Source organism: Halothiobacillus diazotrophicus, from assembly GCF_001663815.1.
In the GTDB taxonomy this organism is placed as follows: domain Bacteria; phylum Pseudomonadota; class Gammaproteobacteria; order Halothiobacillales; family Halothiobacillaceae; genus Halothiobacillus; species Halothiobacillus diazotrophicus.
Genome location: NZ_CP016027.1, coordinates 251,604 through 271,319 on the forward strand (window position 1 = coordinate 251,604; position 19,716 = coordinate 271,319).

At 60.0% G+C, this 19,716-nt stretch carries 19 protein-coding genes and 1 other RNA gene; 16 read left to right on the top strand and 4 right to left on the bottom strand.

The genetic code is table 11. The annotated features are described in order from the left end of the window. Nucleotides 1-83 precede the first annotated feature (83 nt). The 16 genes from A9404_RS01145 (at nucleotide 84) to recR (ending at nucleotide 13,246) form a co-directional block, all read left to right on the top strand. Entirely contained in the window at nucleotides 84-929 is an 846-nt protein-coding gene (locus A9404_RS01145) for a formylglycine-generating enzyme family protein (RefSeq protein ID WP_082922641.1), read from the top strand. Continuing rightward, entirely contained in the window at nucleotides 926-1,438 is a 513-nt protein-coding gene (locus A9404_RS01150) for a hypothetical protein (protein ID WP_066097899.1), read from the top strand. The genes A9404_RS01145 and A9404_RS01150 overlap by 4 nt, the downstream gene beginning before the upstream one ends. Beyond that, nucleotides 1,435-2,271 carry an ABC transporter ATP-binding protein gene (locus A9404_RS01155; protein ID WP_066097901.1) on the top strand — a complete coding sequence of 279 codons (837 nt, stop codon included), beginning with the start codon at nucleotides 1,435-1,437 and terminating at the stop codon, nucleotides 2,269-2,271. Before A9404_RS01150 ends, A9404_RS01155 begins: the two co-directional genes overlap by 4 nt. After that, a complete protein-coding gene (mlaE, locus tag A9404_RS01160; RefSeq protein WP_231880929.1) occupies nucleotides 2,271-3,071 on the top strand; it encodes a lipid asymmetry maintenance ABC transporter permease subunit MlaE in 801 nt (266 codons plus the stop codon). The genes A9404_RS01155 and mlaE overlap by 1 nt, the downstream gene beginning before the upstream one ends. Nucleotides 3,072-3,074: 3 nt before the next feature. Beyond that, on the top strand, nucleotides 3,075-3,536 hold the full coding sequence (gene mlaD, locus A9404_RS01165; protein WP_066097904.1) for an outer membrane lipid asymmetry maintenance protein MlaD: 462 nt from the start codon (nucleotides 3,075-3,077) through the stop codon (nucleotides 3,534-3,536). Continuing rightward, entirely contained in the window at nucleotides 3,533-4,897 is a 1,365-nt protein-coding gene (locus tag A9404_RS01170) for a TolC family protein (RefSeq protein ID WP_066097907.1), read from the top strand. The genes mlaD and A9404_RS01170 overlap by 4 nt, the downstream gene beginning before the upstream one ends. Then, a complete protein-coding gene (locus A9404_RS01175) occupies nucleotides 4,894-5,538 on the top strand; it encodes an MlaC/ttg2D family ABC transporter substrate-binding protein (RefSeq protein WP_082922642.1) in 645 nt (214 codons plus the stop codon). Before A9404_RS01170 ends, A9404_RS01175 begins: the two co-directional genes overlap by 4 nt. 7 nt (nucleotides 5,539-5,545) lie before the next feature. Next, nucleotides 5,546-5,860, top strand: coding sequence for an STAS domain-containing protein (locus A9404_RS01180; RefSeq protein ID WP_197490385.1), 315 nt, complete (start codon nucleotides 5,546-5,548; stop codon nucleotides 5,858-5,860). A 70-nt stretch (nucleotides 5,861-5,930) separates the two neighbouring features. Continuing rightward, entirely contained in the window at nucleotides 5,931-7,190 is a 1,260-nt protein-coding gene (murA, locus tag A9404_RS01185) for a UDP-N-acetylglucosamine 1-carboxyvinyltransferase (protein ID WP_066097912.1), read from the top strand. A gap of 34 nt (nucleotides 7,191-7,224) precedes the next feature. Then, complete coding sequence (gene hisG / locus A9404_RS01190; RefSeq protein ID WP_066097914.1) at nucleotides 7,225-7,869, top strand: ATP phosphoribosyltransferase; 645 nt, start codon at nucleotides 7,225-7,227, stop codon at nucleotides 7,867-7,869. Then, a complete protein-coding gene (gene hisD, locus A9404_RS01195; RefSeq protein WP_066097916.1) occupies nucleotides 7,866-9,173 on the top strand; it encodes a histidinol dehydrogenase in 1,308 nt (435 codons plus the stop codon). Before hisG ends, hisD begins: the two co-directional genes overlap by 4 nt. A gap of 37 nt (nucleotides 9,174-9,210) precedes the next feature. Continuing rightward, nucleotides 9,211-10,287, top strand: coding sequence for a histidinol-phosphate transaminase (gene hisC / locus A9404_RS01200; RefSeq protein WP_066097918.1), 1,077 nt, complete (start codon nucleotides 9,211-9,213; stop codon nucleotides 10,285-10,287). A gap of 112 nt (nucleotides 10,288-10,399) precedes the next feature. After that, nucleotides 10,400-10,496, top strand: an RNA gene (gene ffs, locus A9404_RS01205) — signal recognition particle sRNA small type. 47 nt (nucleotides 10,497-10,543) lie between these two features. Continuing rightward, complete coding sequence (gene dnaX, locus A9404_RS01210; protein ID WP_066097920.1) at nucleotides 10,544-12,262, top strand: DNA polymerase III subunit gamma/tau; 1,719 nt, start codon at nucleotides 10,544-10,546, stop codon at nucleotides 12,260-12,262. A gap of 37 nt (nucleotides 12,263-12,299) precedes the next feature. Beyond that, entirely contained in the window at nucleotides 12,300-12,626 is a 327-nt protein-coding gene (locus A9404_RS01215; RefSeq protein WP_066097923.1) for a YbaB/EbfC family nucleoid-associated protein, read from the top strand. Between the two features lie 17 nt (nucleotides 12,627-12,643). Continuing rightward, nucleotides 12,644-13,246, top strand: coding sequence for a recombination mediator RecR (gene recR / locus A9404_RS01220; protein ID WP_066102575.1), 603 nt, complete (start codon nucleotides 12,644-12,646; stop codon nucleotides 13,244-13,246). 8 nt (nucleotides 13,247-13,254) lie between these two features. On the opposite strand, the gene A9404_RS01225 is transcribed toward recR, so the two are convergent. Genes A9404_RS01225 through glgB form a run of 4 tightly spaced genes read right to left on the bottom strand, consistent with a single transcriptional unit; the run spans nucleotide 13,255 to nucleotide 19,492 of the window. Continuing rightward, nucleotides 13,255-13,653, bottom strand: coding sequence for a PilZ domain-containing protein (locus A9404_RS01225; protein ID WP_066097925.1), 399 nt, complete (start codon nucleotides 13,651-13,653; stop codon nucleotides 13,255-13,257). Nucleotides 13,654-13,657: 4 nt separating this feature from the next. Beyond that, the gene (locus A9404_RS01230) at nucleotides 13,658-15,862 is read right to left on the bottom strand and encodes a DUF1631 family protein (protein WP_066097928.1); all 2,205 of its coding nucleotides are present in this window, start codon (nucleotides 15,860-15,862) and stop codon (nucleotides 13,658-13,660) included. A 4-nt stretch (nucleotides 15,863-15,866) separates the two neighbouring features. Further along, nucleotides 15,867-17,306, bottom strand: coding sequence for a glycogen synthase GlgA (gene glgA, locus A9404_RS01235; RefSeq protein WP_066097930.1), 1,440 nt, complete (start codon nucleotides 17,304-17,306; stop codon nucleotides 15,867-15,869). A 20-nt stretch (nucleotides 17,307-17,326) separates the two neighbouring features. After that, nucleotides 17,327-19,492: a 1,4-alpha-glucan branching protein GlgB gene (gene glgB, locus A9404_RS01240; protein ID WP_066097932.1), complete on the bottom strand. Its 2,166-nt coding sequence runs from the start codon at nucleotides 19,490-19,492 to the stop codon at nucleotides 17,327-17,329. Nucleotides 19,493-19,716: the final 224 nt, after the last annotated feature.

The window sequence follows — 19,716 nt, forward strand, 5'->3', positions numbered from 1 at the left end:
ATGCGGAGTCACAGACTTGCCGATGTGGTGTACAAGGGCGTTGTGTCGATTAGGGGGGAGGGGTTTCGGTGGGAGCAGTGTCCGTGAAACGGGAATCGGAATTTCTGGCTGATGCGACGGTTCGTCAACAGGCGGCCGCCCAGGCATTGGGCTGCGCGCCTCATTTTGCCGATACGTTGCGTGATGGCAGCCCCGCTCCGACGGTTGCCGTGATTCCTCCGGGGTCGTTCTGGATGGGCGCCCGGCAGGGTGAGTACCAGGTCCAGCCGGTTGAGATGCCGCGACACGAGGTGCACTTTCCCCGAGCATTCGCCTTGACGACGGGCGCCATTCGCCGTCGCGAGTACAACCAGTTCCTGATGGCGACGGGGCATCGTCGGCCGCGCGCCTACTCATGGCATGATCTGGACTTTCCGATCTACAACGTCTCGTTTCATGATGCAGTGGCCTACGCGGACTGGCTTTCCCGGGAAACCGGCCAGCGGTACCGTCTACCCACCGAGTCCGAATGGGAATATGCCGCGCGGGCGGGTACCGACACCATGTTCTATTTCGGAGACAAGATCCGGCGCGAAGAAGTCAATTGCGCCGGCGGCCTGCACTGCACCCGAGGGCTGTTCCTCTGCGGGATCGGACGGCCCGTGCCGGTCGGTAGCCTGCCGCCCAATGCCTGGGGGCTGCACGAGGTGCATGGCAATATGCAGGAACTGACCCTGGATCATTGGCGCAGCGGCTATCGACTGAATGCCCGGGTCGGTGATCAGCCCTTCCAGAGTCCGGACAAGCATGATCGTCGTTTCCGCGTCGTGCGCGGTGGCTCCTGGTTCGACGGGCCCGGCGCCTGCCGGAGCGCCTCACGTGCCCAGCGTTTCGAGCATGAATTCGATTTGAACCTGAGTTTCAGGCTGCTTCGGGAGTTGCCTGCGTGAATTCCTCGAGACGATCGATCTGGGTCGGGTTCCGACAGCGTCTGGCGACCTCGCTGATCCAGGACTTCTACCCGGAAGGCATGCCGGACGACTGGCGCAACAATTACCTTGTGATGATGACGAGTGCCGTATGGATCGCCGATACGGATGCCGATGCGGCCGACGCCCTGGCCGCCGTGGCCGATGCGCCGAAACCGGTGCTCGCCGTCCTTGAGCGGGGGGCAGGTGCCGCCCAGTCGCCGTTTACCGACTGGCTGGTCGACCATGCCGATCTCCCCGTGATTCGGCTTGCTCCAGACGAGGCACTCTGGCGCCCGGACGCGGCCGCCAGTGGGTGCCGGGTTGGCCTGATCCCGGCACAGGATCAGCCGAAACTGCTCCGTACATGGATCGAGTCGTTCATCGCGCAGGCGCCTGAAGTGCCCTGTGCCTTGTTTGTCGACGGCGATCAACCTTCCGTACCGACGATGGAGCGCTTGCAAACGCTCGTAGAGCTCATGGGGCTATGATGGAACCCTATATCCAATTCGAACGGGTTTCCTTTTCCCGCGGCCGGCGAGTGATTCTCGACTCGGTGGATCTGTCGATCCCCCGCGGCAAGATCACGGCGATCATGGGGCCATCCGGTACCGGAAAGACCACGCTGCTGCGGCTTATCGGCGGGCAGATCAAGGCGAGGTCCGGCAAGGTGATGGTCAATGGCCTGAATATGGGGCGGGCCGGTCGGAACGATCTGTTGGCCATGCGTCGCCGGCTCGGCATGCTGTTTCAGAACGGTGCACTGTTCACGGATCTGACGGCGCGGGAAAATGTAGCCTTCCCGTTGCGGGAGCATTCGCATCTGCCTGAAGCACTCATTCAGCGGATCGTCGCGTTGAAGCTACAGGCCGTCGGGCTGCTGGCTGCCGCCGATCAGATGCCAGCAGAGCTGTCCGGGGGCATGGCGCGACGTGTCGCACTGGCGCGGGCGCTTGCCCTGGACCCCGAGCTCATGCTTTACGATGAGCCCTTCACGGGACAGGATCCGATCAATCTCGGGGTGCTTCTGCGATTGATCGCTTCCTTGAATAGCGCGCTGGGGCTGACCAGCGTGCTGGTGTCGCATGACGTGTCCGAAGCCCTGTCCATTGCCGATCAGGTTTATGTGATCAATGAAGGGCGCGTGGTCGGGGCGGGAACGCCGGAAGATTTGATGGCTCAGAAGGCGCAGTCGCCGTTTCTGCGCCAGTTCCTGGATGCGGACCCCGATGCGGCCACGGGGCAATCCGACTCCGGGCAGCGGCTGCTTGCGGATGCGCTCGGTTTGTCGAGTCTCACCCATTTCGATCAGGAGTCCAGATAGTGCAGGCATGGGTCAACACGCTGGGTGACTTTCTGGCGCTATTGGGGCGCTGGGTGTTGTCGGCGGCGCAGCACACCGGTCGGATGGCCTTTTTTACCGGTGCTGTCTTCCTCCGATTGATTCCGGCCTGGACGCGGCCGCGCCTGATTGTCCAGGAGGTTTATGCCATCGGTGTCCTCTCGCTGGTGATTATCCTGATCTCCGGCGCGTTCGTCGGTCTGGTGCTGGGGCTGCAGGGGTACAATATCCTGTCTAAATTCAATGCAACCGAATCGCTCGGCGTGATGGTGGCGCTCTCCCTGGTCCGTGAGCTGGGGCCTGTCGTGACGGCCCTGTTGTTCGCGGGCCGTGCCGGCTCGGCAATCACGGCGGAAATTGCCCTGATGAAGACTACTGAGCAGTTGTCCGCCATGGAAATGATGGCGGTCGATCCGTTGCGCCGGGTTGTGGCGCCACGGTTCTGGGGCGCGCTGTTTGCCATGCCGCTGCTGGCGGCACTGTTCTCCCTGGTGGGCATTCTTGGTGGTTATCTGATCGGTGTCGTGGTGCTCGGTGTAGATGCCGCGTCCTACTGGGGACAGATCCAGCAGCAGATGGCACCGGTTGAAGATGTACTCAACGGCGTGATCAAAAGCTTGGCGTTCGGTTTCGTGATCGGCCTGATTGCCGTCTTCGAGGGGTATGATGCCGAGCCGACCTCCCTGGGGATTTCCCGGGCGACGACGCGTACCGTGGTGTTGAGTTCCCTGACCGTGCTGGGGCTGGATTTTGTTTTGACTGCCTGGATGTTTGGGGCTTAAGTAATGAATACACAACGTGGCATTGAAATCGTGGTGGGCGCCTTTGTTCTGGCGGGGATCGTCGCCATGCTGCTGCTGACCCTGAAGTGGAGCAACTTCGGCAGCACGTCCATCCATGGCTATACGCTGACGGCGGAGTTCGACAATGTCGGCGGTCTGACCGACCGTTCTCCGGTAAAGCTGGCCGGGATGACCATCGGCCGGGTCGAGCGGATTACCGTCGATCCCAAGACGTTCGAAGCGGTCGTCACGATGGTGATTGGCAACCAGTACAACAACCTGCCCAAGGATTCCTTTGCCAGCATCTACACCGCCGGCCTGCTCGGCGCCCAGTACATCGAGATTTCACCCGGTGGGGATACCAAGGTGTTGAAAAACGGAGATCGGATTGCCATGACGCAGTCGGCGGTCATTCTGGAAAAAGTGATATCCAAGTTTCTTTTCAATAAGGCAGCGGAAAAATGAGACACGTCCAGCATTTGCTATGGGCCTTGAGTCTGGTCAGTGCGGTTGCCCAGGCCCAGACCGTCAATCTGCAACAGGCCACGGAAATGGCGCTGAATGCCGATCCGCGGATCGAGGAGCAGCGCGCCAATGTGGCGGCGGCTCAGGCCCTGATTCATCGTGTTGAGGGGGAGGGCGGCATTCGGGCCAGCGTGAACTTGTATGCGGCCCTGGCGCCACGGGCCAAGGACGGCATCTTCACCAACGGAACGAATACCTGTCCGGCCGGGCAGAGCTGTACGCTTCGTGCGGGCGGCAACACGATTGACGACGGGATCACGGTCACATCCGGCATCATGGCCTCGATCATCAAGCCGCTGTACACCTTCGGCAAGCTCGAGAATTACAAGACGGCTGCCCAGTACAACAAGCAGGTCAAGGCGGATCAGGTCGCCCTGGCCAAGGGTGAGACCTGGCTGACCGTACGGCGTGCCTACTATGGTTACCTCACGGCACGCGACACCCGGCAATTCCTGACCGGGGTCCGCAATCAGCTGGCCGAGTCTGAAAAACCGCTGCAGAAGAAGGCCGATGCCGGACAGGGATCGCTGCGTGATGTCTATGCGCTGGAAAATGGCCTGGGGCAGCTCGATCGCTATATTGCCGAAGCGGAAGGCGTCGAAAAAATTGCGCTGGACGGGCTGAAAACCATCATTGGCGTGCCGATTCACGATTCCCTGACCGTGGCCGACGACCATGTCGAGCCGGTCACGGTTCCTGAAGGCAGTTTGGAAAAATTTGCCAACCAGGCGCTGCTTGATCGTCCGGAAATGCACATGGCCGAATCAGGTCTCAGCGCGATGCGCGCCTATGTGCAGGCGCGCAAATCCGAGCGCTATCCGAATATCTACGCCGGTGTCGTGGCGTCTGCGGAATTCACCCCGGGGCGCGATCAGATCAACAATCCCTATATTTATGACCCGTTGAATCAGGCGTTGGTCACGCCGGTGCTGGGCATCAAGTGGGATTTCAATCCCGGTGTGATTGCGGCCAATGTCAGTGATGCGGAGGCCGAGATGCGTGGCGTCGTTGCCAAGGCGCAGCTGGCGCAGGTTGGTATCCCGTACCAGGTGGCAGAGGCCTATCACTCGGTCCATGCGCTGAAGACCGAGATAGCGGCACTGGACAAGGCACGGGTCGCCGCCAAGCGCTGGATGATTTCGAGCTTCCTGGATTTCCAGGCTGGCCTGATCGATGGCGGCAAACTCGCCGAGGCCGTTAAGGCCAATACGGTGACGCAGGTGGATTATCTGCGCGCCGTGAACGACTTCAACATGCAAGTGGCCCAACTGAAAATCGCGACAGGAGACTATCCGCAATGATTCACCATGCTATGGCGCGAACGACCTTGAGTCGTCAATTTTTCTGGGGGCTGATTGGCTGGCTGATGGCCGGCATGCTGACGACCGCTGTCGCTGCCAAACCAACGCCGGAGATGGCTGTCAAGACGGCGCAGAGTACCGCGGATCAGATCATCAAGGAGATCGCGAGTCACCAGGATGAGGTCAACAAGGATCCCAAGGCATTGCTGACGATCGTCCGCCAGGTACTGCTGCCGCATATCGATTCGGAGCGCATGAGCCGATTGGTGCTGGGACGGTACTGGCGCACGGCGACGCCGGCGCAGAAAACCGCGTTTACGGATCAGTTCGAGCAGCTGCTGGTGCGTACCTATGCCGGGCCCTTGTCCAAACTGGGCAACCAGAAGATCGAGGTGACCGGTACGAAGCCGGGTGCCGAAGCGGACGAGATCGTGGTTCAGTCCATGTTGAGTGGCGGGGATCTGGGGCGGGTGCCCGTGGAGTATCGGATGGTCCAGGACGGCGATGCGTGGAAGGCCTACGACGTCATCATCGATGGCATCAGTCTCGTCAACAATTATCGGGGCAGCTTTGCTCAGGTCATCCAGCAGAAAGGGCTGGGCAGCCTGATCGATACGCTGAAAAGCCAGAACAATGGATGAGCAGTCGATGTCCGAGTCGATCACCCTGGTGACCGAACCGGGCAAGATCATGCTGCGCGGTGCGCTTGTCCGCTCGCAGATCGAGCGGCTTGCTTCTTTCGATCTACCCGAACTCGACGGTCAGGTGCCCGGTACGCGTATGGAGGTCGCCCTCGGTCAGGTGCGGGCCATCGACACGGCCGGTCTCGCCTTTTTGCTGTGCTGGCAGTCTCAAGCGGCAGCGCGTTCCGTCTCTGTGCGTTACACTCACCCCCCTAAGGCGCTTCAGCCGATGATGACGGTCTACGGTCTCAAGGATTTACTGGCGGTAGACGGTTTATAGCGTGCCCAGCCGTGGCCGCCCCCGGTGCCCTGCGCAGCGTCGCGGGGTTCACGATAACTAAGCGAAATCAATGAACAAGTTAATGATTCGGGGTGGAAAACCCCTGACGGGCGACGTGCGGATCTCCGGTGCCAAGAACGCCGTACTGCCCATCATGGCCGCGGGCCTCCTCTGCGAAACGCCCTGCGTGATCGAAAACGTACCCCACCTTCAGGACGTGACCACAATGATGGAACTCCTCGGCGGGATGGGTGCCACGCTGACGATTTCCGACAAGATGAGCGTCGAGATCGACGCCAGTACCGTGAACAAGCTGATCGCGCCCTATGATCTCGTCTGCACCATGCGGGCATCCATTCTCGTGCTGGGCCCCATGCTGGCGCGCTTCGGTCGTGCCCAGGTGTCCCTGCCCGGCGGCTGCGCGATCGGTTCCCGGCCCGTGGATATCCACCTGCACGGGCTCATGTCACTGGGCGCCGACGTCAAGGTCGAAAACGGCTACATCACGGCAGAGGCCAAGGAGTTGGTCGGCGCACGCATTGTCATGGAACAGGCCACGGTCACGGGCACCGAGAACCTGATGATGGCGGCGGTGCTCGCCCGGGGCGAAACCGTGCTCGAGAATGCGGCGCGGGAGCCCGAGGTGGTCGATCTGGCGCAGTTTCTCATCCAGATGGGCGCCGATATCCGGGGAGCCGGGACGGATGTCATTACCATTCGCGGCGTCAAATCCCTGCGCGGCGTGCAATATCGCGTGTTGCCCGACCGGATCGAGACCGGCACCTATCTGGTCGCTGCGGCCATGACTGGTGGCAAGATCCGCGTGCGGGATACGAATCCCCGGTTGCTCGATGCCGTTCTGGCCAAGCTGCGCGAGGCGGGGGCCAGTCTCACCCTCGGCGAGGACTGGATCGAACTGGACATGACCGGGCGGCGCCCGCTGGCCGTGAATATTCGTACTGCCCCCCACCCGGGTTTTCCGACGGACATGCAGGCCCAGTTCCTCGCGATGAATTGCATTGCCGAGGGCACGGCCACGGTGGTCGAGACCATTTTCGAAAATCGTTTCATGCATGTGCATGAACTGATGCGCATCGGTGCCGATATCCATGTCGAGGGTAATACTGCCGTCGTGCGCGGCTTGCCCGAACTCAAGGGTGCACAGATGATGGCGACGGACCTGCGGGCGTCTGCAAGCCTTGTGCTGGCAGGCCTGGTCGCCGATGGCGAGACCGTCATCAACCGGATTTACCATATCGACCGCGGTTATGAGTCCATCGAGGAAAAACTTTCCAAACTGGGTGCGAACATTCAGCGAATAACCCAATAAAATACCTGGAACACCCCTGTTTACCGGAATCGGCATGAGTCAGAAAAACATCATTATCGCCCTGTCCAAGGGACGCATCTTCAAAGATACCCTCCCCCTGCTGGCGCACGTGGGCATTCATCCGCAGGATGACCCCGAATCGACCCGAAAACTGATCCTCGATACCAACCATCCCCATATCAAGCTGTTGATTCTTCGTGCTTCCGACGTGCCGACCTATGTGCAGTACGGCGCAGCGGACCTCGGGGTCGCCGGCAAGGACGTCCTGATGGAGCAGGGCGGCGATGGCTTGTTCGAGCTGCTGGACCTGAATATCGCCTGCTGTCGGTTGATGGTCGCGGGGCGTCCGGGATGTCTGGACAAGCCGGGGCGCCTGCGGGTGGCGACCAAATACACCCATTCGGCAGAATGCTATTTTGCCGAGCAGGGTCGCCAGATCGAATTGATCAAGCTGTACGGCTCCATGGAGTTGGCGCCGCTCGTCGATCTGGCCGATTGCATCGTGGACGTGGTCGACACGGGCAATACGCTGCGTGCGAATGGACTGGAACCGCTGCTGCATATCGCGGACATCTCCTCCCGTCTGATCGTGAATCGGGCGGCGCAGAAGTTGAAACATGCGGAGATTTCCGAGTTGGTCTCCAGTCTTGAACAATATCTTCAGGGTGGTGCGCGATGAACATCATCAATCGATTGAACGCGGCAGATCCGGGGTTCCGGTCTGCCTTGAAGAAGCTGCTGGATTGGACGAGCGTCGCCGATACGGGTGTGCAAACTACGGTTGATACCGTCATTCAGGCCATCCGCGAGCGTGGCGATGAAGCATTGCTCGAATTTACGGCCAAGTTCGATCGCCTGGCTCTGCCCTCCGCCGAGGCGCTGGCATTCACGGAAGCGGAGATCGATGCGGCCGTTGCGCGCACGCCGGACAACCTCCTGGCGGCGCTCGAGGCGGCAGCAGTACGAATCAGTGCCTATGCCGAACGGCAGAAGATGCAGTCCTGGTCCTATACCGAGGCGGATGGCACGGTCCTCGGTCAGCAGATCACGCCGCTGGATCGGGTCGGCTTGTATGTGCCCGGCGGCAAGGCGGCCTATCCGTCATCGGTGCTGATGAACGCGATTCCCGCCCGAGTGGCTGGCGTGCGCGAGTTGGTGATGGTCGTGCCGACCCCCGATGGCGTGGCGAACGATACCGTGCTGGCGGCGGCCCGTGTCGCCGGCGTCGATCGCATATTCCGTATCGGCGGTGCGCAGGCGGTTGCCGCGCTGGCTTATGGCACCGCAACCGTGCCGGCGGTCGACAAGATCGTCGGGCCGGGCAATATCTACGTCGCGGCGGCCAAGCGCGCGGTGTTCGGCAAGGTCGGTATCGACATGATCGCCGGTCCCTCGGAAATCCTGATCGTCAGCGATGGTCTGACGGATCCGGACTGGATCGCCATGGATCTCTTCTCCCAGGCCGAACACGACCAGCAGGCGCAGGCCATCCTGATCTCTCCGGATGCGCAGTTCCTGGACCGCGTGGCCGAATCCGTCACCCGACTGGTCGAATCCCAGCCGCGCGCCGACATCATTCGCACCGCGCTGGCCGATCGGGGGGCCTTGATCGCCGTGAAGAATCTGGACGAGGCCATCGCCCTGGCCAACGAGATTGCGCCGGAGCACCTGGAGCTGTCCTTTGCGGGGGCCGAGAATCGGCTGTCCGAGATCCGCCATGCCGGTGCCATCTTCGTAGGCAAGTACACCGCGGAAGCCCTGGGCGATTACTGCGCTGGCCCGAACCACGTCCTGCCGACATCCGGTACGGCGCGTTTCTCTTCGCCCCTGGGTGTCTATGATTTCCAGAAGCGTTCCAGCATCATCCAGTGTTCCGCAGCGGGCAGTGTGGCGCTGGGCGAGCTGGCGGTGGTGCTTGCCGAGTCCGAAGGGCTGTATGCCCATGCCCAGTCAGCCCGCTATCGGGTGGAAGGGAATCGCTGAGGCGGTTTCGCGTCATTTGCAACCTTGAAGGCTGGATATGAGTCAATCGTTTTGGTCGCCGATCGTTCATGAACTGACCCCCTATGTGCCGGGCGAACAGCCCAAGGGCATGGGGCTGGTCAAGCTCAATACCAACGAGAACCCCTACGGTCCGTCGCCCAAGGTGTTGGCGGCCATCTCATCCGTCTTGAACGATACTTTGCGGCTCTATCCCGATCCGACGGCGTCGGAATTGCGACAGACCATTGCCGAATATTACGCACTGAGCCCGAATCAGGTCTTCGTCGGCAACGGTTCGGATGAGGTTCTGGCCTTTGTGTTCCAGTCGCTGCTGGCCCACGGTCGGCCGGTTCTGTTCCCGGACATCAGCTACAGCTTCTATCCCGTGTACTGTCAGCTCTACGGCATCGAATACCGCGCCATCCCGATCGACGACCAGATGGCGATCGTGCCCAAGGACTACTTCGGTGCCGAGGCGACCGGGATCGGGGGCATTGTGTTTCCGAACCCCAATGCGCCGACCGGTCGTCTGATGTCATTGCTGGATATCGAACGACTGGTGGCCGGACATCCGGGTGTCGTGGTCGTGGTCGATGAGGCCTACATCGATTTCGGTGGGCAGTCGGCGGTCACCCTGATCGACCGCTACCCGAATCTGCTGGTGACCCAGTCACTCTCCAAATCGCGTTCGTTGGCCGGTTTGCGGGTGGGGTTGGCGCTGGGGCATCCGGATCTGATCGAGGCCCTGGTGCGGGTCAAGGACAGCTTCAACTCCTATCCGCTCGATCGCCTTGCCTTGGTGGGTGCCCAGGCGGCTTTCCTGGATACGGCGTATTTCGAAGAAACCCGGCAGCGCATCATGGATGATCGGGACGGGCTGACGGCGGCCCTGAAGGCTCGGGGATTCGAGGTCATTCCCTCGGCCGCCAATTTCGTGTTTGCCCGCCATCCGCAATACAGCGGCGCGGAACTCTATCAGGGATTGCGGGCGCAATCGGTGATCGTCCGTCATTTCAACAAACCGCGGATTGCGGATTTTTTGCGGATTACCGTGGGCACGACGGCGCAGAATCAGGCACTGCTGACGGCGCTGGATCGGCTGGTGGCGCCCTGAGTGCCGGGTTTCGCGCCGGGAGGAGGGCAGGGGCGATCATGACGGAACCGTGGAATTTGTGTTATAGTCTACCTCCGTTTTCCGCAGGGAAAATGGTATCTATGGTGTCTCGTATTCGTCCCTTCGCGACAATGCGCCGTGAACCCCGCCAGGCCCGGAAGGGAGCAACGGTAACGGTTGCCTTGGGTGCCGGAGATCGGCGGGTGCGGGATACCACCCAAACTGGAATTCACTCGATGTTCCTGGCATTCCTACGATGAGCTATCTGGTCCTCGCGCGCAAATGGCGCCCCAAAAGCTTCGAGGAAATGGTTGGCCAGGGGCATGTCCTTCAGGCGCTGACCAATGCGCTGAACCAATCGCGTCTGCATCACGCCTATCTGTTTACCGGCACTCGGGGTGTCGGCAAGACGACGGTGGCTCGGATCTTCGCCAAGGCCCTGAACTGCGAGCAGGGTATATCCAGTAACCCGTGCGGGGTCTGCAGCGCCTGTACGGAGATCGATCAGGGACGCTTCGTCGATCTCATCGAGGTGGATGCCGCCTCGCGTACCGGTGTCGACGATACCCGCGAGTTGCTGGAAAACGTGGCCTATGCACCGGTGCGCGGGCGCTTCAAGATCTATCTGATCGACGAAGTGCACATGTTCTCCAAGTCCAGCTTCAATGCCCTGCTGAAAACGCTGGAAGAACCGCCGGAACATGTGAAGTTCCTGCTGGCGACCACGGATCCGCAGAAGCTGCCGGTCACCGTACTTTCCCGATGCCTGCAGTTCAACCTGCGGGCCTTGCCGCAGGCGCAGATTCAACGGCATCTGCTCGATATCGTCCAGCGGGAGTCCCTCTCGGCGGATGACGCAGCGATGGGGTTGATTGCCGAGGCTGCACAGGGTTCGATGCGCGATGCGCTGAGCCTGCTCGATCAGGCCATCGCTTATACCGGCGGCGAACTGTCCTCCGTGCATGTCAGTCAGATGCTGGGTCTCAGCGATCAGCAGATGATCGTCGACGTGCTTGTGGCGCTGGCCGAGAACGATGCCGCCCGTCTTTTCACGCTGCTTGACGAGGCGCTGGGTCGGGGAATCGAACCTGCCACGTTCCTGGATCAGATTCTGGAAAAGACCCACCAGTTGGCATTGGCCCAATGGGTGCCGGACGCGCGCGTGGCGCCGGATCCCGACGCGCTCGTTGCCGTGGACGCCGGCCGCCTCCAATTGTGGTACCAGATCGCCGGTACCGGGCGTCGTGATCTGGTGTGGGCGCCGAATGCCCGGATCGGTCTGGAAATGACTCTGTTGCGGATGCTGGCATTCAGTCTCGAGACGCCTCAGGGTACAGTCGGTGTCGTTCCGGGAACCGCGCCATCTGCCGTCACTGGTCCCGAGTCGGCGCCGGCTGCGCGGCCTTCCGTCCGTCCGTCCGGTTCCAAAACGCCCGCGCCCCGTTCTGAGCCTCCGGCGCAGGCCAGCAATCGGGTGGCAGAACCCCCACCGTCGTCGGCCCGTCCGGACACGACGAATAGCGTATCTCGTGAACTGCTCAGTACATTGACGGATGAACAGTGGCATGACCTCGTTGCCCAGGTCAATCAGCCTGCGCGTGCACTGGCCGAACGCTGTCATGTTCATATGCAGGGAGACCGGATCGTCTTGACGGTAGCCCCGGGCTTTGCTGCCATGGCCAGCCCCAAATCGCGGGAAAGCCTGCTGAGGCAGCTTTCTCAGTGGGTCGATGTCGATCGTGTGCGAATCGAGATGGCCGCGGACACGCCCTCCGCGAGTGCGCGCGTCTCATCCGACAGTCCACCGCAAACGCCGGCCGAGCGCCGGGCGCTTCAGGAGCGGCAGGCTCAGGCGGAACGCATTCAATCGATCGACGATCACCCGGCGGTTCGGGCGCTCAAGGAACGTGCCGGTGCGGAAATCATCCCGGAAACCATTCAGCCCTTGGCGCCGACGACCGGGCCGGCTGAATAATGTCCCCCATTGATCCGATAAAAAGAGGTATACCCAAATGATGAAAGGCGGAATCGGCAATATCATGAAGCAGGCGCAGCAGATGCAGGAAAAGATGCAGCGCATGCAGGAAGAGGTCGCCAAGCTCGAAGTGACTGGCGAGTCCGGCGGCGGGCTCGTGAAAATTACGATGACAGGCAAGCATGAGGTTCGTCGTGTGAGTATCGACGACAGCCTGATGTCCGATGACAAGGAAATGCTCGAGGATCTGATCGCGGCGGCCATGAACGATGCCGTCCGTCGGATCGAGGCCGACCAGCAGGCGAAAATGGCGGGCATCACCGCCGGCATGAATCTGCCCGCCGGGTTCAAGATGCCCTTCTGATCCGCATTGCGCCCATGATGCTCTCTCCGAAATTCAGTGAACTGGTGCGCGCCCTGCGCTGCCTTCCTTCCGTCGGGGCCAAGACGGCTCAGCGGATGGCGCTGCAATTGATCGAGCGGGATCGACAGGGTGCCGAATTGATCGTATCGACCCTCACTGCCGCCCTGAGCGATATCGGTCGATGCGAGCGCTGTCAGGCGCTTTCCGAAACCCCGGTTTGTCCGATCTGTGCAGACGAACAACGGGATCACGCCCAGCTATGCATCGTCGAGTCACTGACGGACTGGCTGGCCATCGAGCAGTCAGGGGCATTTCAGGGGTATTACTTTCTGCTGTCCGGGCGATTGTCCCCGCTGGATGGCATCGGGCCTCGGGAAATCGGTGTCGATCGACTCATGGTCCGGTTGGATGATCCGGCCATCGAGGAAGTTATCCTGGCAACGAGTGCGACGATCGAAGGTGAGGCCACGGCCAGTTATCTCCAGTCGATGATGGCTGGTAGCCGCTATCGGGTGTCCCGATTGGCCCAAGGTGTCCCGATGGGCGGCGAACTGGAATATTTGGACGGCCATACGCTGGCCTTGGCACTACGATCCAGACGTCCGATCACGGACGACTGAATCTTTCTTCAAGCGATGAACAATGCCCGCCAGTCATGGAAGTCGGGGTTGTTCTTCTCGTATCTGAGTTCCACGCCCAACTGAAATTTCTCACGCGCATCGCCATTTTGCATGGGACTGGTGCGCGCCACGATACCCGTGACGAAAAAATGCTCGTTGTGGTCTTGCAATTTGACTGCCAATTGAATTTCGGTACCGATGTCGATGGCCTCATCCAGGGTGATATTGACACCGCTGGCGCTCACGTCGACCAACTTGGCGTCGTGAATCGTCCCGGGGGGCGTTTTCACGCGCAGCAGCACATTGCCGGGCGTTCGCATCCGGTTGAAATCGCGCCGATCGTTCGGTTCTTGGGCTTGACCAGCCTGCGCTGGGGGGGCTTCTTCGGTGCGCTTGATGTTGTCCATGGTTTTATATTTCCATCTTATCGAGTTCATGGATCAGTTTTTCGCGTGCGCGGTTGAATTGCGCATTGTCGAATACCGGGTGGCTGCGGCTTTCGATGATATCTCTGAATACCTGTGCTAGCGGGAGGAAGAGGGTCAGTTCGCCATTGCGATTGGAGAAGTTGACGACGCCGAGTTCGTAGTTGATCGAGCTGACCTTGAGCCGTCGCAGGGCGGCCCCCTCGGTCGTGAATATCTGGAACCATTCGTCGCTGAGTACATGATGGTTGAAAAAGTCGATGACGGCCGGCCGTTTCACTGCCGAATGGTATTTGGCATCCAGCGAGTCGGTCGTTGATGCGTCCGGTTCGTTCTCGTCCTCTGCTTCGATGGCGTCGTGCCTCTCGTTTGATGACCGGGGTTCGACGGTCTCTTCCTGAATCGCCGAGGCTTTTTCCGGGGGTGCATCATGCGATTCGTCCCTGAGTTCGGTGGCTTCCTGACCGAGCTCGTTGCGCGCCGTGATCGTTGACGATGAATCTGCCTGGGGAGGTAGGCCGGCTTCGGGGATCGCTTTCCGGTCCGTTGCCTGTGCAGCGACTGCCTCCGGTTCGGGTTCGTCCGGAATGGCGTTGATCGCCGCCTCGAGATGCCGCCGGTAGTTCTCGATGGCGGGAATGCTGTTCCCTTTGCTTTCGAGCTGGAAACGCTTGTTCTGACTGTGTCGCAACAGTTCCTTGATATGACTGTCCAGTTCGATCAACGATTTGGGGCTATCCGGCAGGCACTTTTCCAGGCGGATGACCCGGTCCAGTACCGAGTTCGCTTCATGCCATTCGTCGCATTGACGTCCATGGGTCATCAGGATTTGAACCATGAACGGCGCCCATATTTCCTCGATAAACGCCTGAGCGGGCGGATTCATGACGGTGTCCTGAGCCTTTTCGCGGATGATGGCAGCGATCCGGTTGCGACAACGCGCCAATACTTCGGGGTGACGGTTTTGAATCGCATTGAGGGCGAGTTCGTCGTTTTTGGCGGCGCGTCCGTCGATACGATAGAGCGCGCGCAATGCTTGGGCGAACGAGAAATTCAGATTGGTGGCATCGGTAATGATCTCGCCGACGAGCTTTTCGATCTGGCTGATTTTGTCGATATCGAGACTGGGGTCAGATCCAATGACGGCCAACTCGTTGATGGTCGTGCGCGCGGGGTTGTTGATCTGACTGAAAAAATTGGGGTCGTCAAAGGCCGTATACAAAAGGACGGTCTGCAGCAGGTGGATCTGCTTCTTGATGACCGGGTTAATCTGGGGATCATTAATGATATCGGCGATGACCGCGCCCACCAGACGCAGTATCTCCTTGTCCTTGCTGGCAATGGCAGGTTTGACGGTCGCATTCTTATGCTGTTTGTCGATCTCGGCCGCAAGAGCGTCCGTGAAGTCGTCTGGCTGGATGTCCGATGCCTTGCGGAGAATGAGTTTCTTGCGCTTGAGCAGATCCTGAAGAATCTCGAGCGGTACGACGTGGTTTTCAACGGCAGTGCCTGTTTCCAAGCCCATGAGCGCGTGTTCACGGTCGAAGAGATCGTTGAACAGGCTGTCGATGGCACTGAGTTCGGTTTCGCGAACGGATTTGATCTGAGGAAGCACGCCGAGTTGGACGAGATGATCGTTCATCAGCATGTACATCGGTTCGAGCTTGATCAGTACCTGGTTGCCCAGTACCCGGATGATGTCCTTCTTGAGCGGTTTCTTGAAGTGCTTGAGATTGATCAGAAAGGCCGTGACGATACCGGGCAGCGTGAGGTACTGATCACCGATGATGGTTGGATAGGACTGGCTCAGCAGCTTGATTCGGGACTCGTATTGAGCATGCTCCATCCCGTAGCGGGCCTTGGCATGGGCGACCATGTCCTCGATAAGCAGACTGAGCGTCCGATCGTGGATCAGGTCCACCCAGGTCTTGGGAATGCGTTCACCGAGGTCATTGCGGGAGACCGTCGCGAAGAAATCGTCCTCAAAGGGCTGGAGGTGCGTTTTCAGGGATTCGATCAGCTCGAAGAACTCTGCCTTGTCTTCCTGGTGGATCGTGTGCTCCGCCCGGGAAAATAGCTTTTTCTCGATATCGTTGAACAGGCTTTTGAACGCACTCGACAACGCAGCATGGGCGAGATTGCCGAGGTCGTCTCGGATTTGTTCCGCGTTGACGTTTATCCGGTTCATCATCTGTTTATCCCTTCAAGATCTCCGCGTAGATATCCCCATAGGCCTGTGCGCTCACAATCCAATCGTGATTTTCCGACATGCCCTGTTTCTGGATTTCCGTGAAAATGTCCTTGTTTTCGTAGATCGAAATGAAGTAGTCGAGTGCCCACTTGATGGCGTTGATATCGAGATAATCGATCACGATGCCTGTTGCGGTATGGTCCTCGATGCTGTTGGGGTGTACGTGCTTGACCGTGTCCGCCAGGCCGCCGACCCGATGCACGATGGGCAGCGCGCCGTACCGCAGGCTGTAGAGCTGGTTCAGGCCGCAGGGCTCGAAGCGGCTGGGCATGGCAAAGGCATCCGCAGCCGCCTCGAGCCGGTGTGCCAGTCGTTCGTCGTATCCGATGTGGACGGCCACCTGCTCCGGGCGCTTGTGCGCAATGGATTGGAGCGCATTCTCGAAACGCTTTTCTCCGGTACCGAGGATGGCGAACTGTACCCGGCGGTCGCCCAGTTCCTTGATGGCCTGGATCAGGAGATCGATGCCTTTCTGTTCGACGAGTCGGCCGATATGGACGACCAGAGGGATCGTTCCATCCACGGGAAGCCCAAGTGCCGCCTGCAGTTCGGTCTTGTTGACGACCTTGTCCTGGAGGCTGTCCAGCGAGTAATTCTTGTGGATGAACGGGTCGGTCTCCGGGTTCCAGTCATCGCCGATGCCATTGAGAATGCCGCGGACCCGATCTTTCTTGTGGCTGAGCAGACCGTCCAGCCCATAACCGAAGGCCGGTGTCTGGATTTCTTCCGCATAAGTCGGGCTGACCGTGGTGATGAAGTCGGAAAACACGACGCCGCCCTTGAGGAACGACATGTTCCCCCAGTACTCGAGCGCTTCCGGCTTCCAGAGCGACCAGGGCAGGCCGAGGCGTTCGAACGTATTGCGGTCGTAGACCCCTTGATAAGCCAGATTGTGGATGGTGAACACGGTTTTCGGCGATGGGCTTTCGGAAAGCAACGCCGGGATGAGCCCCGTTTGCCAGTCGTTGCAGTGGATGACGTCCGGCACCCAGCCATCGTCCAGGGGGTTGGTTGCCAGGGAAACCACGGCCCGGCAAAAGAGGGCGAATCGCTCCGGGTTGTCGTGCCAGGGGTTGCCGTCCGGTCCCATATAGGGGTTGCCCTGACGGGCTGAAAATACCGGATGATCGATGAGGTACACGGGCACATCGCTATCCGGCAGGCAGGTCTGGGCAACGTCGATGGGCTGACCGAGGACTGTCAGTGCACCGACCTTCTCGGTGGGGTTGGCGTCAGCGATGTTCAGGCTGGCGTAACGTGGGGTGATCACCCGCACGTCGACCCCCAGTTGGGCGAGTGCCTTGGGCAAGGCTCCGGAGACGTCCGCCAATCCACCTGTCTTGATCAGGGGGTATATCTCGCTGGTCGCAAACAATATTTTCATGGACGTGTTCCTGATCGGCCTCACCTGATCTTGATGATAATCGCGCTGAGCGCGGGGAGATTGATATCGATGCTGCTTGCTTTCCCGTGCGAGGGTATCTGGTTGTTGTGCCTCAATGCAATGTCGTGACCGCTCCCGCCGAAAGTTTCGTCATCCGTGTTGACGATCAGTTCCATGCGGCTGGCCATGGGGATGCCGATCCGATAGTCCTGGCGGACGACGGGGGTGAAGTTGAGGATGGTGAGGAGGGTGCTTTCCTCGCTGTGCCTCAAGTAGCTGATGATCGAGTTCTGCCGGTCGTTGCAGTCGTTCCACTCGAAGCCGCTTCCCTCGAAGTCCCGCTCGTGGAGGGCGCTTTCGTTCCGGTAGCAATGGCTGAGGGTCGTGGTCAGACGATCAATGCCCTGATGGAAGGCATACTGACAGACCCACCAGTCCAGGGGGCGTTCGTGGCTCCATTCGTTGCCCTGACCGAATTCGTTCCCCATGAACAGGAGCTTCTTTCCGGGATAGGTGTACTGATAGGCGAGGAGGAGGCGAAGGTTGGCGAATCGCTGCCACTCGTCCCCCGGCATCTTGTTCAGCAGGGAGCCCTTGCCGTGCACGACCTCGTCATGCGACAAGGGCAGGATGAAGTTTTCCGTGAAGCAGTACAGCAGGCCGAACGTGAGATTGTTATGGTGGTACTGCCGGTTGATCGGGTCTTCCTGAAAGTACCGCAGCGTATCGTTCATCCAGCCCATGTTCCACTTCAGGGAGAACCCGAGTCCGCCCACTTCGGGGGGGCGGGATACCAGGGGCCATGCCGTCGATTCCTCTGCCATGACGAGGGCGCCGGGATTGCGCGACTGGGTGACGTGGTTGAGTTGACGCAGAAAGTCGATGGCCTCCAGGTTCTCGCGGCCGCCATAGGCGTTCGGTAGCCAGTCCCCGTGGTTGCGTGAATAGTCGAGGTAGAGCATGGAGGCGACGGCATCGACGCGAAGTCCATCCAGATGCATTTCCTCGATCCAGTACAGGGCAGAGGCGATCAGGAAGTTTCGGACCTCATTGCGCCCGTAGTTGAAGATCAGGGTGCCCCAGTCGCGGTGTTCCCCGCGGCGGGGATCCTCATGCTCGTACAGGGCCGTGCCATCGAATTTGGCCAGCGCGAATTCGTCGCGGGGAAAGTGGGCGGGAACCCAGTCCAGAATGATGCCGATCCCGGCTTCATGGGCACGATTCACGAAATAGCGGAATTCATCCGGGGTGCCGAAGCGGGATGTGGGGGCGAAATAGCCAGTCGTCTGGTAACCCCAGGAGCCGTCGAAGGGGTGTTCGGTGATCGGGAGCAGTTCGATATGGGTGAATCCCCGTTCCTGGACGTAGGGAATCAACTGGTCAGCGGCTTCGGTGTAGGAGAGAAAGCGGCCTTCCTGCATGCGCCAGGAGCCCAGATGAACTTCATAGATGTTCATGGGTGCCGTGAACCAGTTTCGATGGGTGCGTGCTGACAACCAGGCTTCGTCGGTCCACGGGAACGCGCTGGGCGGCGTGACTTTGGCCGCAGTTTTCGGACGGTGCTCGAAGTGGCGCCCCATCGGGTCGGTTCGTACGGAAATCGAGCCGTTGGCGCGGTTGCGGATCTCGAACTTGTATAGATCCTCGCCCTTCAGGCCCGGGATGAACAGTTCCCAGACGCCGCTGCTGCCCCGTACGCGCATGGGGTGGCGCCGGCCATCCCAGTTGTTGAAGTCGCCGACCACGCTCACGCGTTCGGCGTTGGGCGCCCAGACGGCAAAACGAACGCCATCGATCTGGTCGATCGTCGCCGGGTGCGCGCCCATCATTTTCCAGAGTTCGTAATGCTTGCCCTCGCCGAACAGGTAAAGATCCATGTCGCCCAGCGTTGGCGCGAAGCTATAGGGATCGACGATCTCGTAGGTGGCGCCGGACCGAGGTTCGATGCGCAGGGTGGGGTGATCCGGCAAGCCATCCAGCGGGAACTCGCCGTGAAACACCCCAGGGAACCGAACATCGGGGCTTAGCGGCGTCGCTTGGCCATCGGCCATCAGAAGCCAGACCTGCCGGGCTTGTGGCTGAAACGTGTGAAAACGTCCCTGTTTCTGGCTGATGGGATGTCGGCCCAGGAGGGCGAAGGGGTCGTGAAGTCTCGCTTCGAGAAGGGCTTGCAGGTCGAGGGTCATCAGCGGGCTTCCTAGAATTCAGAGACAAGTCGTCATTTTTCAATATATCGGATCATTATCACCCATCAAGCAGCTTTGCCGAACATGAGATTTCGGCCACATTCACAATCGACATGTTGGCGGTGTTTTCGACTTTTCGGGCTGGAATGTGTGCGTGGGGTCGATTTCACCAGATGACAGACCGCAAGCAGCTTTGCATGCTTCGTTGTGCCCCATTGCTGATC